Source organism: Bowmanella yangjiangensis, from assembly GCF_018531185.1.
Lineage (GTDB): Bacteria > Pseudomonadota > Gammaproteobacteria > Enterobacterales > Alteromonadaceae > Bowmanella > Bowmanella yangjiangensis.
Genome location: NZ_JAHDJU010000001.1, coordinates 1576845 through 1591671, shown reverse-complemented (window position 1 = coordinate 1591671; position 14827 = coordinate 1576845). Strand labels below are relative to the sequence as shown.

22 protein-coding genes are annotated in these 14827 nt (G+C 42.1%); 11 read left to right on the top strand and 11 right to left on the bottom strand.

Annotation, left to right across the window (positions count from 1 at the left end):
* Positions 1–56 precede the first annotated feature (56 nt).
* Entirely contained in the window at positions 57–548 is a 492-nt protein-coding gene (locus KJY73_RS07185; RefSeq protein ID WP_214342042.1) for a DoxX family protein, read from the bottom strand.
* Positions 549–750: 202 nt separating this feature from the next.
* Between KJY73_RS07185 and KJY73_RS07180 the strand changes: the two genes are divergently transcribed.
* Positions 751–1047 (top strand): cupin domain-containing protein, encoded by a 297-nt coding sequence (locus KJY73_RS07180; RefSeq protein WP_214342039.1) that lies wholly within the window; start codon positions 751–753, stop codon positions 1045–1047.
* 5 nt (positions 1048–1052) lie between these two features.
* Entirely contained in the window at positions 1053–1307 is a 255-nt protein-coding gene (locus KJY73_RS07175; protein WP_214342036.1) for a helix-turn-helix domain-containing protein, read from the top strand.
* 66 nt (positions 1308–1373) lie between these two features.
* On the opposite strand, the gene KJY73_RS07170 is transcribed toward KJY73_RS07175, so the two are convergent.
* Entirely contained in the window at positions 1374–1964 is a 591-nt protein-coding gene (locus tag KJY73_RS07170; RefSeq protein WP_214342033.1) for a hypothetical protein, read from the bottom strand.
* A 261-nt stretch (positions 1965–2225) separates the two neighbouring features.
* Between KJY73_RS07170 and KJY73_RS07165 the strand changes: the two genes are divergently transcribed.
* The 6 genes from KJY73_RS07165 to KJY73_RS07140 all read left to right on the top strand — a co-directional run bounded on the left by KJY73_RS07165 (position 2226) and on the right by KJY73_RS07140 (position 5780).
* A complete protein-coding gene (locus tag KJY73_RS07165) occupies positions 2226–2723 on the top strand; it encodes a TlpA family protein disulfide reductase (RefSeq protein ID WP_232848418.1) in 498 nt (165 codons plus the stop codon).
* A 251-nt stretch (positions 2724–2974) separates the two neighbouring features.
* Positions 2975–3454, top strand: coding sequence for a YHS domain-containing (seleno)protein (locus tag KJY73_RS07160; RefSeq protein WP_206593652.1), 480 nt, complete (start codon positions 2975–2977; stop codon positions 3452–3454).
* Between the two features lie 31 nt (positions 3455–3485).
* Positions 3486–3809, top strand: coding sequence for a thioredoxin family protein (locus tag KJY73_RS07155; protein WP_214342030.1), 324 nt, complete (start codon positions 3486–3488; stop codon positions 3807–3809).
* A gap of 24 nt (positions 3810–3833) precedes the next feature.
* Complete coding sequence (locus KJY73_RS07150; RefSeq protein WP_206593654.1) at positions 3834–4118, top strand: BufA1 family periplasmic bufferin-type metallophore; 285 nt, start codon at positions 3834–3836, stop codon at positions 4116–4118.
* 26 nt (positions 4119–4144) lie between these two features.
* The gene (locus KJY73_RS07145) at positions 4145–5020 is read left to right on the top strand and encodes a DUF692 domain-containing protein (protein ID WP_214342027.1); all 876 of its coding nucleotides are present in this window, start codon (positions 4145–4147) and stop codon (positions 5018–5020) included.
* Positions 5013–5780, top strand: coding sequence for an HvfC/BufC N-terminal domain-containing protein (locus tag KJY73_RS07140; protein ID WP_214342019.1), 768 nt, complete (start codon positions 5013–5015; stop codon positions 5778–5780). The genes KJY73_RS07145 and KJY73_RS07140 overlap by 8 nt, the downstream gene beginning before the upstream one ends.
* Before the next feature lie 77 nt (positions 5781–5857).
* On the opposite strand, the gene KJY73_RS07135 is transcribed toward KJY73_RS07140, so the two are convergent.
* The 6 genes from KJY73_RS07135 to KJY73_RS07110 form a co-directional block, all read right to left on the bottom strand.
* Positions 5858–6340 carry a VOC family protein gene (locus KJY73_RS07135; RefSeq protein WP_232848417.1) on the bottom strand — a complete coding sequence of 161 codons (483 nt, stop codon included), beginning with the start codon at positions 6338–6340 and terminating at the stop codon, positions 5858–5860.
* Positions 6341–6366: 26 nt separating this feature from the next.
* Positions 6367–6900: an acyloxyacyl hydrolase gene (locus KJY73_RS07130; RefSeq protein ID WP_214342016.1), complete on the bottom strand. Its 534-nt coding sequence runs from the start codon at positions 6898–6900 to the stop codon at positions 6367–6369.
* A 168-nt stretch (positions 6901–7068) separates the two neighbouring features.
* Positions 7069–7893, bottom strand: a complete 825-nt coding sequence (locus KJY73_RS07125; protein ID WP_214342013.1) for an AraC family transcriptional regulator — start codon at positions 7891–7893, stop codon at positions 7069–7071.
* A gap of 71 nt (positions 7894–7964) precedes the next feature.
* Positions 7965–8549, bottom strand: a complete 585-nt coding sequence (locus KJY73_RS07120; RefSeq protein WP_206593659.1) for a TetR/AcrR family transcriptional regulator — start codon at positions 8547–8549, stop codon at positions 7965–7967.
* A gap of 185 nt (positions 8550–8734) precedes the next feature.
* Positions 8735–9544 carry a helix-turn-helix domain-containing protein gene (locus KJY73_RS07115; protein WP_214342011.1) on the bottom strand — a complete coding sequence of 270 codons (810 nt, stop codon included), beginning with the start codon at positions 9542–9544 and terminating at the stop codon, positions 8735–8737.
* A gap of 888 nt (positions 9545–10432) precedes the next feature.
* The gene (locus KJY73_RS07110) at positions 10433–10975 is read right to left on the bottom strand and encodes a carboxymuconolactone decarboxylase family protein (RefSeq protein WP_206593661.1); all 543 of its coding nucleotides are present in this window, start codon (positions 10973–10975) and stop codon (positions 10433–10435) included.
* 111 nt (positions 10976–11086) lie between these two features.
* Here KJY73_RS07110 and KJY73_RS07105 point away from each other — a divergent pair, with 111 nt between their 5' ends.
* Positions 11087–11986 (top strand): LysR substrate-binding domain-containing protein, encoded by a 900-nt coding sequence (locus KJY73_RS07105; RefSeq protein ID WP_214342008.1) that lies wholly within the window; start codon positions 11087–11089, stop codon positions 11984–11986.
* 28 nt (positions 11987–12014) lie between these two features.
* On the opposite strand, the gene KJY73_RS07100 is transcribed toward KJY73_RS07105, so the two are convergent.
* The 3 genes from KJY73_RS07100 to KJY73_RS07090 form a co-directional block, all read right to left on the bottom strand.
* A complete protein-coding gene (locus KJY73_RS07100) occupies positions 12015–13001 on the bottom strand; it encodes a pyridoxamine 5'-phosphate oxidase family protein (RefSeq protein WP_214342005.1) in 987 nt (328 codons plus the stop codon).
* A gap of 379 nt (positions 13002–13380) precedes the next feature.
* A complete protein-coding gene (locus KJY73_RS07095; protein ID WP_214342002.1) occupies positions 13381–13587 on the bottom strand; it encodes a helix-turn-helix domain-containing protein in 207 nt (68 codons plus the stop codon).
* Positions 13588–13596: 9 nt separating this feature from the next.
* Positions 13597–14118: a DUF2975 domain-containing protein gene (locus KJY73_RS07090; protein ID WP_214341999.1), complete on the bottom strand. Its 522-nt coding sequence runs from the start codon at positions 14116–14118 to the stop codon at positions 13597–13599.
* An 81-nt stretch (positions 14119–14199) separates the two neighbouring features.
* Here KJY73_RS07090 and KJY73_RS07085 point away from each other — a divergent pair, with 81 nt between their 5' ends.
* Complete coding sequence (locus tag KJY73_RS07085) at positions 14200–14556, top strand: hypothetical protein (RefSeq protein WP_214341996.1); 357 nt, start codon at positions 14200–14202, stop codon at positions 14554–14556.
* Complete coding sequence (locus KJY73_RS07080; RefSeq protein ID WP_214341993.1) at positions 14543–14770, top strand: hypothetical protein; 228 nt, start codon at positions 14543–14545, stop codon at positions 14768–14770. The genes KJY73_RS07085 and KJY73_RS07080 overlap by 14 nt, the downstream gene beginning before the upstream one ends.
* Positions 14771–14827: the final 57 nt, after the last annotated feature.

Sequence of the window (14827 nt, the reverse complement as noted above, 5' to 3'; positions counted from 1 at the left end):
AACCGGGGCTTACTGCATTGGCTTTTCCCCATCATTAAGAACGTACAGCATTGGAATTAATGAGTCTCACAGGCAAGAACATTCACCTGACAGCTATTTTTAGCTATTCGTGCCATCAACAGTCTGTCAATAGAGAGCTTACCTGCTCCCCATACAACAACTTGAAGTAACAGCAGCCCCCAGATGATATGGCCATTCAATGCTGCCGGGGCAATTTCTTCCAAACTAATGACAGCAACGACATTAACTATGCTCAATCCTATTGCACTAAAACGAGTAGCTAAGCCCACAAATAGCAGTACAGGTAAAATGATTTCGCCCACGGTTGCCAGATACGCGGCAATAACAAAGTTTAAAACTGGAACCTGATATTCGTATTCAAATAAAAAAAGAGTCGATTCCCAATCGTCCAGCTTAGTTAAACCAGAAGAAAAAAAGACCCACCCAACATACAACCTAGAAAATGCTAAAAACACACTTTGCAGCACATTTAAATGTTTTGATATTGAGCCGTAGCCAATTAAAAACCTGCTTAAATAACTGTTCATTTATACCCCCTATGGTTTACCAAAATTACTAGCATTCAGTGAAATACATCACCAGACATACCTTACCAACGACGGGTAAACCCAGGCCTGCCAATCGTACATATATTGCAACAAAGCGTCTAAATGGTGAGAATTTAAGGTGGTAACCTAAGGTGCCTATATTCATATAGGCTCAGAATTTTTTTACGACTTTGTAGTTAAGATGGATAAGAGTTTGACCTTCTCCCCAAATTTTATCCACCTTGGTCGTCCTAACAATGCGATCGAGAAGAGGCTCAGCAGCTCCATTGACATGATCAGGTACGAAGCTCAACAACTTTATGCAGGAAGTGAATCTATCATCATCCGTTTGGCTGAAATAATGTTGATTCAAAGCATCAGGCATTGGTTAGCTTGTGCCGATGAAGCTAACGAAGGATGGTTTGCCGCAATGCGAAGTAAAAGAATTGGAGCAGCACTGCAAGCCATTCACCAGCATCCTGAAAAAAATGGTCGGTAGCATCTTTGGCAAATGTTGCTTTGATGCCCCGTTCCGCGTTCTCTTCAAAGTTCACGGAACTGCTTGGCGTCAGTGTCAAAAACTATCTTAAGGAATGGCGCATTACTCGTGCCTGCCATCAGCTTAAAAAGGGAAAAATTCCACTTTATGAATTAGCCGTTAATTCGGGTTATGACTCAGAAGAAGCCTTTTCCCGAGCATTTAAGTGCGTAACCGGCTTATCACCCAGACAGATAGTCAGTGTTGCCAAAGACAATTAATACATAAAGCAACCAGCGCAGTGGTTGCTTTACAATCAGGTTAACGTCTCCTTAAACTACCTAGGCTTATTGCAGAGGTGCGAATTCATGTCCACCCTTGTCACTATCCCAGGTTACTGAGATCACACACCAACGGTAACCATCATTGACGAGCTGAAATGAGTTTATACCTTTCGAATAGGGTGCCGACTCTGGCGACGTCCTAGATTCATATGCACTAATAACGGTCGCTGAATGCCCTACTCTATAAACCTTCGACTCGGTTTCAGTTTCAAAGAAACCAACATCAGAGAACAGCGTCATGTTTAGCTCAATGAACTTGTCTACCGTCAAATCAACAACTTGATGGCCGTTTTGGTTGTGGAAAACAGGTTTTATCATGGCTCCGGGTGCGAAAAGCTCTCGCATTAATTGCCAATTTCTAGTGTCATCAGGATAGCCAGACACAATTTGATAAAGCACTTGGGCAAACTGCTCTGGTTCATAATGCACATCGGTTCGGGCACAATAAGGTTCGGATGAAATAGCCATTGGCTCTGCGATTATCTTCCCTGGCAGCACGAAAACTATCAGGCAGCTTATACGCCCCATAACAGTCCCCACTCGACACATTTTGTCATACATAAAAAAACAATCTAATACGCTTGAATTTCTCATAAATCAGCCTTTAAAAAACACAAGGAATTAAGACAGCATTTCAAAAAATAAAACTATTTAAAAAACCAAAAATCCATATTTTTTACCCACACGTCCAAAAACACATCTAATTCATTCGTACAAAACAATTTAAAAGTAATGCATTGACAAAACAGAATGAGAGAAATTAGATTTAATTAATGAAAGATGCTCAGATGATTAAAAGGAACATTTTTCTAAAACCTAACCGTTAGACAAACGCTCCTATTTGGAACATAAATTATGAAGAAAAAACTTCTCTTTCTACTTTACGCCATGATGGGATTTCAGGTCTTGGCACAGCAACCTTCGTTACCAAAGACAATGCCAAAGTGGGAACTCTACACACAAGATGGAAAGCTTGTGTCTTCAGAGCAATTTGCAGGCAAGCCCCTCATACTGCATTTCTGGGCAACATGGTGTCCTTACTGCAAGCGGTTGCAGCCTGGGCTTGATAGGTTAGCAGAGTTATATGCAGATAAAGGATTGCAAATTGTTGCGGTAAGCTTGTCTGAAAAAACCGGGGCCATGCCCCAAACCGTTCTTATAGAGAGAGGTCTGAAACTAGAAACCCTAGTTAATGGCGATGAACTGGGATTAAACAAACTCTCCATAACAGGAACACCAACTACGGTTTTTATTTCCCCAGATGGAAAGATACTCGGCGCAACAATGCAATCTGATCCTGAAGATCCCCAATGGAATACAGTAGCAGAATACTTAACCCATCTCCCTCGGTAATATATCCCAAAGGTGAGTCAACCATTCCATTAAAACTCACCATTTCCTAATCATTAGCATACCAATCTACTCTTCTTTATTTCTTTTACTAAACACAAAAAACGCAAAGCCATTATTTAATAATGGACGATAGGTTTTAATAAAAAGACTATTGAGTAATTTCATTCATAAAAAGCAAAGTAAATTAACACTCAATGCTGCAACACTCGTTGGTCAGCAGAATAAATGGTTAAAATACTGAGGAACGAAAAATGAAACTGACGAATATCACAAAAGCTCTTTTCCTGGCCGCTGGCATGGCTACATCAACATTATCCTTCGCTGCGGACATTGGTATGAATGCTGACGCTAATGACATTGCCATCAAGGGGTATGACACCGTTGCATATTTCACAAAGGGTAAGGCAGTACAAGGCTCCAACAAATTTACCGCAACACATAAAGGCGCTATCTATCACTTTTCATCGGCAGAAAACCGTGATCTATTCCGCAGTGCGCCAGAACGTTACGCTCCGCAGTTTGGTGGTTATTGTGCAATGGGTGTTGCCCTGGAGAAAAAGCTGGATACCGATCCGACCGCATTCAAGGTTGTTGATGGAAAACTGTACTTGAATCTCAACAAAACAGTTCAGCAGAAGTGGATGACTGACATTCCTGGATACATTAATTCAGCAGAAAACATTTGGGTCGACATAAAGCGCAAAGATGCTGAAGTGTTAAACGCAGATTAATCTTGTCAACCAACGACTTAGGAGCAAAAGAATGCGAGAGATCACAAGTTACGAAGAGTTTAAGACTCTATCTGCTGAGCGCAATCAGCTACTGGTCTATTTAACAGCAAGCTGGTGCGGCCCATGCAAGAGCTTTTCCCCCGTGATGGAAAAAGTATCGGATGCATTTGCCAGTATTTTAACGGCGGTCAAAGTAGACGTAGATAAGATACCGGAAGTGTCCGCGGACTTTAAAGTGCGTTCTGTTCCAACCTTACTTATGGTGGAAAAAGGTAACGCCGTTGAAGGTATGGTTGGAAATCAATCCTATGAAACAGTCAGTCGTTGGTTGATGGGCAACGTTCTTGTTTACTAACCATAGTTATTTGGAGTGAATCGTATGAATAACAAACTATTAGTCGGGGCGGCGTTAACAGCAGTTTTAGCTGCTGGATTTACTGCCCCAGCTCAGGCATCAGGTAAAGAAAAATGCTACGGCATTTCCAAAGCCGGTCAAAATGACTGTGGCAACTTGGCAGGTACGCATTCTTGTGCCGGTCAGTCAACCATCGACAATGATCCGGGGGAATGGAAATTGGTCGCCAAAGGCACCTGTAAAGATCTGGGTGGCATGTTAAAGGATGAAGCGAAGCAAAAGTATAAGGCCTCGCAAAAAAACTCGTAGCTGTTGGGATATAAAGGAGTGTCCAAATGAATTCGCATAAATTACCCGCACAGCAACCGCTGATTGGTGTTGGTTTGCGACATCCTCACTTAAAGGAGGCACTGGACACTCCTTCTCAATTGGATTTTGTCGAGGTTCACTCTGAAAATTACTTTGCTCAGGGTGGCCCTCTACACGCTCAACTTGAACACATTGCTCATCATTATCCACTGAGTTTGCACAGCACAGCAATGGGTGTTGGTTCAGCAACACCGATGCACGACGATTACCTGAATAAACTCAGTCGTTTGATTGAGTTAACAAATCCTATCTTAGTATCTGATCATGCCGCTTTCAGTTGGGGAAGTATTAATGGTGCCCCTGTACATAGTGGTGACTTATTACCCTTGGTATACAACCAGGAAAATTTGCAAATAATGGTTCGCAATCTGGATCGTATACAGCAACAGCTGGGACGGGCCGTACACATCGAAAACCTGTCTGCATACCTGGCCTTGCCAGGTTCAACGATGAAAGAACTTGAGTTTCTATTGTGTTTACATGAGCGTACTCAATGTGGTTTGCTCGTGGATCTTAATAACATATTGGTTAACGCATTCAATGCAAAAGACGAGTCCCCTCTCGAAACAGGCATACGTTGGATAAAGTCCATTCCCCATAATGTCATCAAAGAAATTCATCTTGCAGGATTCAGCTCGCCTATCCTGGGAAACATGGCCGTTGATGACCATGCTTGCGCCGTATCTGAAACCTGTTGGTCGCTGTATGCTGCCACCATTGCTCATCACGGTGCCATTCCCACACTTATAGAATGGGACAACTCACTGCCTGAATGGCAGGTTCTGGTAAACCAAGCAATGCAAGCAAGAACCATTGCTTATGAGGTTTTAAACCATGGATAACCTGAATCAACTGCAACATCAATTACTTACTGATATTTTCAAGCCTCAATCAAACAGCATCTTTGATGCGAACGGATTGGCCATATACCAGGCAAACTTACGTGCCACAGCAAAACGCGCTCTTAGTATTACTTTTCCCACGGTCAATCAGCTAATTGGCTCAGAGTTACTGGACCATTTTGCTGATAGGCTGCTGGCTTCAGAGTTACCTTATCATGGTGACTGGGCACTTTGGGGGAAAACACTACCTACAATAATGAACGGCCATCCCGCTCTTGCAAATTACCCATTCGTTGTGGATTGCGCCGAACTTGATTACCAATGTCATCAATTGTTAAGACAGCAAGACGTTAGCTTTATGCATAGCACGCTATCGCTACTGCACGAATACTCACCTGAGACATTGTTTTTACGCCTTAACCCGACTCTTTACTTAATGACGTCAAAGTACCCTATTGTCGACATTCGCAGCGCACATATGCTGTCTTCCAGTAAACAGCGACAAACTGCACTCCGTCAGATTGTCGAAAATACACAACATTCTATGCAGTACCATGTCATGGCTTATAAGAATGGCAGAAATTTACAAGTTTCTTCTATTTCAAAGCTCCATTTTGACTGGCTCACACTGATCCGAGAACATTCAATCGATACGGCTTTGAATAAAATATCCAATACTGAATTTTCTTTTCAAAATTGGTTACTGACCGCCCTGCAAGAAAACATAATACTTGAAGTTAATCATTCAGCATCAAAATAATAATAAAAAGGATAAATTAAAAAAAATCGCCTCACCTTGAAACGCCAAAATCAATAGTAAACATTTAAAAAATAAAACTAGGGAGTAAACTTAAATTCAATTCGATTACCACTTGGCTCTCTCACCATCATATGTTTAGCCGGACCACCATATGCAATCTCAGGTGAAAATTCAATCACAACACCAGGCACTAATTTCAATTTCTGATAAAGATTATCTAAAGCTTCAAAACTTGTAACTGATATGGCCAAATGGTGTAAACCGACATTGTTTTTTCTATCAAAGCGTTGTGCAGTTAAAGGGTTATTCACTTGCCATAGTGAGATCATAATATGACCATCACTAACGAAAGTTGATGGATACGTGGTATTTTCCCCCACAAACGACCAACCTAAGGCCTCAGTAAAAAAACGTGTTGAAGCGCCAAGATCTGTCACTGACAAACCTAGATGATCTAACCCTTGAGTTTGCACCCTGGAATTACTATCTTTCGCAATTAAATCAACTGAAGATAACATAGTCGCAGAGATAAAAAACACAATAAAAAATTTATTCCTCATAGTATTAACCTTATAATTTGCAATTATTAAAATTTCTTAGCGATAGATACTGCGATAAAATCCAGACCAGGGTTTGGTTTTTTAAATCCAGCATTGGAATAGTGGAAATACCTGACAGAAAAGGTATATTCATGTTGAGAGCCATACTTGTATACAATACCTACCCGATCCTCAAACTGATAATGCGTGCTCACGTTTTTGCCTGCGAATTGCGTATCATTGAGCAAAGAAACCCCGACTCCAACTTCAAATAGAACAGGGCTATTATTAATCACGCCCATTTCGTAACGAAAAACAGGAGATAAAGATAGGACAAAATTTTTGTCATGTTTATTTTGTTCACCATACTCCCAAAAGTTAACGCTAGACTCAAAATACACATCGAATAAAGATGTATACTCATCAAGGAAATCCCCGTGAATTTGATAGGCAACCTTTATTCCTTCAACATTTCCCTCACCGCGAATATAGTCAATGGAAAAATATTTACCCGAAAGCTGATTTGCGGGCAAATAAGAAGAAATAAAAAGCAGAGAGATTAAAAAAGCATTTTTGAACATTAAACTCAACCAAAAAATTTATTAAGTTGAGTTTACCATCTAGAGAAAAAACAAATTATCCAGCCGTATTACTTTTCTAACCATTAATCCAAAACGGATGATATGAATGAAAATTTATTCAAAAGGAAGTTTAAATTATTAATCAAAAGAATTGAGGGGAAAATTAAGCTAGGAGCCTCGGATATTTTTAAGCCACTCTTTGGGAGATAAACCTAATTTCTTTCTAAATATTCTTGCCAGAGCCGAGCCATGTTCATAGCCGACTTCATTGGCCACAATACTAATTGGTTTGTCATTCTTCAGAAGATTTTGCGCCAAAGCCAGACGAACATCAGTGATATAGTCCAATGGTGTCTGACCAACTGTTAACTTAAAGCTCTCAGCAAACTTAGATCGCGACATTGCTGCAATATCGGCCAATGACTCTAGCGTCCAGTTTTCGGTTGGATGCGCATGAATGGCATCAATTACCTTAGACAGTTTTGGATGAACATGCGCAGATAAAATGCCCTGGTACAATACGCCACTTTCCATGACGCTTCTTAATACCTGCAGTAGAAACACGTCACTTAACTTGTCCAGCAAAGCCTGTCGTCCAATTTTATTATTAAATGCCTCCTCAAAGAGCCATTCAGCAGTGCCACCAATTTTTTCAAACTTCTTCAATGGGAAATAAATAAATTGTGGAAGTGAACTAACAATGGATTGATAATTCGCCGAATCAAATCTTACCGTTGCGCACACCAATTGGGCACTATGGGATTCATCTGATATGACTCTATGCACTGTTGGGCCTGGCAGAAAAATAACAGAGGGCTTGTCCATCACTACCTTATGTCCTTCATTTGTCATGATGGTCAGGGTACCAGCCTGCAACAAATGGAGATGACCACTGTCTTTGCCACCTAAGGTTTGAATACCACACATATTACCACTGAAAAAAACCTCAGTTTTGAAAGATACCCTACTTAAAATCTCACTTAGATTATCCACTGACAATTCAAACCTTTAAACACATCTAACAATAATGAGTAAGCTCTGGACAAACCCTCATTGGTTCACCTTCAAGTTCGATAAGCATTCAAAACTAGCATGGCGGTTGTTTTTGCAATTTCTGCCGCATTAAGCATATTAGTGGTATGCGCACAGACAATGGCACCATCAGATAACAAGCTAAGCTGCAATGCCACTTCATCAGGTTCACGAAGTTTAATTTCAGAAATCAACTCTGATATATATTGAAGAACCAAGCGTTTATGATTTTCACAAACAACATGAATTGGATCTGTTTTTCTCGGATATTCAGCGGAGGCATTAATGAACATACAACCGTTAAACTTGTCCGAGTTAAACCACTCAGACAGCGCATCAAAATACGCTAATATTCTTGCGTACTTCGGATCACCCTCTTGCTGTTTTTCAAATTTGGCGACATATTTCTTAATCATCGCCATAAACTCAAGGTCTCGTTTATTCAATGCAGCGACGACCAATTCGTCTTTTGATTTAAAATGATTATACAAGGTTCGCTTCGCGACACCGGAATGTTCCAAGATGGTGTCAATACCAGTAATTCTGAAGCCATGCTGATAAAATAACTTTTGCGCAACTTCAACCAACTCATCCCGTTTACTTTTCTTTACTGCCATCTCCTTTTCCTTATCACTTGAAAGTACACTGAACAGTATACACAAGAATAACCTTGACGAATGAGGTTAAGCAAATATCCAGGCTTTTATTTGCTAACTAGAGTTGCAGATCCAGTTATTTCCACAGGAACATTAAGCACAAACCTGTCTATTGTTATCTGAGCAGCCTAAGGGCTTTTCTCTCCTCAACGTAACGTTTGAAGCCACTCCCTGGGAGACATCCCCAGTTTCTTGCGAAAAACCCTCGCCAACGCAGAACCATGTTCATAACCGACTTCGCCAGCTACAAATCCAATTGGTTTGTTCTTCTTCAACAACTTTTGCGCCAACCCCAGCCGAATATCGGTTATATAGTCATTCGGGGTTTGCCCAATTACACGCCGAAAACTTGCTGCGAATTTAGACCGGGACATGGCTGCAATACTTGCAAGGGACTCCACTGTCCAGTTTTCGGCTGGCTTGCCATGTATGACTTCGATTACTTTTGACAACTGCGGATGGGTCGCCGCTGACAGCACGCCTTGCAAAATAACACCGTTTTGTGTGGCCTCGCGCAACACCTGCAGAATGAAAATATCGCTAAGTCTCTCGATCATCGTTTGACGACCAAATCGCTCTTCGAATACCTCATTAAATAGCCATTGAATTGTGTTGGTGACAGTGTTGTTTTGACATAACTCGAAATAAACAAAACTCGGCATAGTATTGACCAATGCAGCCCCCATTGAATCAAGCTTAATTGCAGCACTAACCAACTTAGCCGGGCCTGCGTCCTGACTGACCAATGTGTGAATACAACTAGAAGGAAAGAACAACACACAAGGCTTACAGACTTTTAATTCCCGGCGCCCATGACATATCAAACTAAGCGAGCCAGACTCGATTAAATGGACAAATCCACTTCCATCAAAATGTTTAGCCCCATGCAACTCTCCAGCAAAAACCACATCAGCTTGCAGAGAAATCTGGCTCAAGATTTCATTTAATGTATCCATATCCGCAACCTCAATTAACTCCAACGATAAGCAACATGACGCCTCTCATCATGTTCCCTTTCCGGGGGTTATTAAAAAAGTCTGCCTGGCAACTTCAAATGTTTGATATGTCAATAAACACTTATATCAAGCTCATAAACCAACATTGAAAGTATACCAACTTGTCTACATAAATAAAGATCAGAGATAAATATTTAAACACCTATATATCAACATCTTATTTATCCACCTGATAGAAAATCAAGATCACATGCCATATTTGTAAACAGATTTGTCTACAAACACTATTGAAAAGAAAATGATGAGCGAACGATTAGTGGTGAGCCAGTTAACCTATTGGTTACCAGCACAGTCGCAACATGGAGTACAACAGTATCTCCACTACCTATTCATTGTGTTGGTGGTTGGCCCAGAGGGATATGGCCTTGAAAAATGGCAAGAACATCCGCGCCTATCTGTTTTGAACGGAGTATTCGACTACCTTTACGGTTCGAACTGCAATAAAGCCCTGCATTTGAGGTAAGCATTATTTAATTGATCATGCCTTGGTTGTTTATGCGATTCATAACCTTGACCACTGTGACGGTCCGCACCGTATGAATTGGCATGAACTTGTTTCGACATGCCACCATTATTTGTTTTACAGGTAAAAAAGCAGGCCAAGACAATCCATTCTCAACCAGCCAACAGGAGTTAAATAACAAATACAAATCTGTATACCAAAATCAATAAGACAAATGAAAACCCAAGAAAGATAAACCCTATCTCATTGTTTTAATTGTTATTAATTTAACCGCAACATCTCAAAAAACAAACAAGCATTGAATACAATTTGGTACAGAATACGCCAAACAAAGTGAAATCCCCCGCCAAAGACGGGGGTAAGTATTAGTTTGGATTAACAACTGGGAAGTCTATATCCGTTTTCATTACTTCATTGATGTAGTTTGTCCAGGTATTGAGAGCAACATGTTGAACAATTTCAATGAGTTGATCTTCGCTATAACCAGCGGAGCGTACAGCTTCAAGATCATCCGCACTCACTTGTCCTCGGTTTCGAGCGACTTTAGCAGCGAAATTAACTGCAGCATCGGCAATGGTGTCTTGTGAACCTCCTTTGCGGTTTAACAATATTTCAGCATCAGACAACTTGGCCAAATTTTTGGCTAAGTAAGTATGTGCAGACAGGCAATAGGAACAACCGTTAATTTCCGCAACAACAAGGGCAATCCTCTCACGGGTTGCAGCCGATAGATTGCCTTTAGACAATGCACCGGACATAGCAAGATACCCCTCCAACGCCACAGGGCTTTTAGATACCAGGCGGAACAAATTAGGTACGACGCCTAACTGTTGGTTGACAGCTTCAAGCATGGCTTGGGATTGTTCGGGTGCTTCGGCAATAGATTTAGGAATAGTAATACGTGACATGATTGGCTCCTCTTTGGTTAAACATTCGTGTCGACCTTATAGTAGTAGTGCTTATAATGATTAAATAGAGGGCTTTTATAGCTAGCACTTAGCCAATTTATGGGGAAATAAATGGACCGTATCAATGCAATGATGGTGTTCAACGCTGTGGTAGAAGCCGGGAGCTTTTCTGCAGCCGGCCGCAAACTGGGTAAACCTCAAACCACTATTAGTCGGCAAGTTAAAGAGTTAGAAGACCATCTGGGTACACAACTTATCATTCGTTCAACTCGCAGTCTGAGTCTTACCGAATCAGGTCAGGACTATTTGGAGTCTAGTCGGCAAGTTCTTGCACTGGTGGGCGAAATGGAACGCGCAGCGTCAGGTGAATACGTTCAACCCAAAGGCAATCTAACTATCACCGCGCCTGTTGTATTTGGTCAACGACATGTACTGCCATTGGTTACCGAATTCTTGAAGCATTATCCAGAAGTAAACTTGAGATTGATGCTGGCCGATCAACATATGCATCTCTATGAAGATTTCGTAGACATAGCAGTCCGTATAGGGAAACTGCCGGATAGCAACCTTATTGCCAAACGAGTTGGCGAAGTTAGTAAGGTGGTTTGTGCAAGCCCTGGTTATATTCAAAGCCACGGGACACCACATAAGCCAGAAGATCTTATTATGCATCAGTGCATTTGTTTTGAGGGATTAGACTCTCCGAATGAGTGGATATTTTCCAGAAACGATAAGGCTTTCGGGGTCAGAGTGAATCCCAGAATCCGTCTCAATTCAATAGACGCCGCTATTACTATGGCCAAGGAAGGGCTTGGGATTACGCGTCTGCTCTCCTACCAGGTATCTTCCAGCTTTAATGATGGTAGTCTGCAGCCATTACTAACTTCTTATTGCCCAACATCTTGGCCAGTGAGTGTGGTGTTTATTCGTCAAGGCGCCATACCAATGAAGGTCCGACGTTTTGTTGATTTCATTGTCCCCAGACTAAAACAAGTATTAGCGGACATGTAATCATTCCTCATCACTAGCCATTGACTGGCTACCATTTGCCCATTTTCGTTGAATAGGGAGAAATACCAGCGAAACGGAATCGACTGGAGATTGCAAATCGCCGATGTATTACAGATGTTACGTCAAACTTCCAAACTAACTGAGTCCCGGACGGCCAATTTCCGATCTTATCCTCCCATAAGATTTGTGCGCTTCCTGTCAAATGGACCAGTTCTCCCGTTGAAAAATTAGCAAACAAGAGTCCTACCTTGGGATTTACCTGAATATTACCTAACGTATTGAAATAGTTATTACCTGGCCAGTCGGGGATGTATAAGCTGTTTTCATGAACCTTAATGAAGCCCGGTAGCCCGCCTCGATAAGATACGTCTACGGCTTTTGTAGACGCAGGACAAATTGACTCGAATGCATAGCTAACCACAAAAAAAGTGTGTGCCTGTTTAACCAATGCCAGTGTATGTGAGTCCAGGCTTTGCATTTCCCTGAACTCTGCAGTTGACTGAATGGCGGGTAAATCCAACAATTGCTGCTGTATATACTTGGGACAGTTTCCAAAAGCCTGAACCACTTTAATTCGGTGCGAGCCATTATTACTCGCCAGAATCTGACCATTCATTCGATTACGACGTCGAGTCTGCAAATCAATGCCAAGTATCCCAACGCCAGCTCCTTGTTTGAATCCGCGCAGCACTGGATCATCGATGGCAATACTCGCATTAATGTCCAAATGCTTAGGATCGGGGGTCGATAAGAAGCCCCGCTCACCTTCGACTATACTACCCCACGGATTTCCCTGCTGATCGACGGTTCCCACTACAAGAAAGGGCAAGGCTGCATAAAATTCCTGATGTTGAGGCGTTAAATAATCCTGAATTACACGTCTACCATGTAGCTCCATATGCTCAAGCACACCAGCTCTTTTGTGCATATAACGCTCACCTGCGTGCCATACAGCACCCTCAACATAACCAGCGCCAGGCTCCTTAGGATGCCATTTATCCAGATCTTTGCTCACTACACTTACCTTTGGCCGTTTCCTACCTGCTCTTCTGCTTCGCTGAGTAGCCATATAAGCAAATAAAAACCGGCAAAACTGAAATCTTAGTCAGGTATATTAAATCACTCCGTAATAGGGAGATAAGACGTCAAATATTGTTAGCTGCTATTCATGTGGCGGTTAGCCGTATTTTAAATAGACAGGCCAATTGAATGATGACGAACTAGGAAGTTTTAAGCTTGCTCTCGCTAAAGGTGCACATCTTTCGGGGGTTAGCCCCCCTCACCGGGAGCAATTAGATGTTTTTATTTCTTACCTGAATACACTATTCGCCTCGCAATCAGCTTGAAGTTCCACTTAGCCTATTCAACATGTGATCAGAAAATCATTAGCTGCCTTACTCTTTCACATACTCAAAGAGATCTCCCGGCTGACAATCCAGCTCTTGGCAGATACGTTCCAGCGTAGAAAACCTTACCCCTTTGACCTTGCCCGTCCGCAGCAGCGACAGATTCTGCTCAGTGATCCCCACAGCTTCGGCTAAGTCTTTGCCTCGCACCTTGCGTTTGGCCAGCATTACATCCAGATTCACCACAATCGCCATGCCGGCTCCTTACACAAACTGCTTATTTTCATCGTCTAACTGACAACCTTTTACCAATAAATCACTCATCACCCAAAGGATCATGGCCAGCACCAGCACTTTCACCTCCGTACTTCCGAGCGCGATCGACAGGACTTTTTGTCCAGGTGGATGATTCCAAGACAGCAAAAGACTCGCCAGCGCAAAATGCAGCGGCTTAAGTACCGCTTGAGTCAACAGAAGAACGGCGAACACACGTAGATAACGGCTATTGTCGAGAGTAAACAGTTCTCCTCTGGCAAAGTTACTGAATGCGCGGCGCAAATAGTGTAATCCGACCAGCCCAACCCCAAGGTACAGCACGGTAATGCCCCACAAACCATACCATTGCCAGGATACGACACTCTGCCACTGAATGGGCAAATTCAGACTTTGTGTGGCCAAATGAGCAAAAGAACCCAAGTCAAACAGATAGTAAATCGACGCGGCCGGTGCAATAACCAGCAATAGCATACAGCCCCAGGCTATCAGCATTGAACAATAACGACTCATTAATTTCCCCAAATTTATTTGATTGTTTAGAGATGATAAATTATCGTTTTACTTTAATTTTTGTCAAGAAAGTAAAAATCCATGTTCAAGCCATTACTGACGACCAGTGTATTAACCATGCTGATGTTTACGGCTTCTCCAAGTCAGGCACTCACCATGGCCCAGTTTGCCAGCATCTGCGAATCCGCACCGGGTAAGTGCCGCGAGCATCCGACTGTGCAAGCCTACGTAGGAGGTGCACTGGATCTACTGGCGACCTTAAATGAGCAAACCCATTATCTAAGCGCGTTGTATTGCAAAGATCCCAAAACCCTCTTCAACGTGCCGGTGATTATTGATTTTATGCAGACGAATGCTGATAGAAGCTCCAATCAGAATGCTATGTTGCTGGTAGTTAGGTACTTTGAAGCCCATGGAGGTTGTAGTGAAAATTCGTGACCTGATAAGTGCAAGTCTGTTGCTGACACTGTGTGCCTGCAGCAATAAAGGGCTGTATGACAATCTGCGTCTGCAACAACGTCACGAGTGCATGAAGCAACCGCCAACCACTAACGACAAATGTCTTGAAGACGCCAATAAGTCTTATGAAGAATATCAGCGTGAACGTGAGGAAGCCTTAAAAACGCCTCAAGAGAAGAGCAAACCTGACTAACCTGGCAGAAACGCTAATAGGCTGTTTGAAACCAAACTCACCAATAGCCTGGCAATA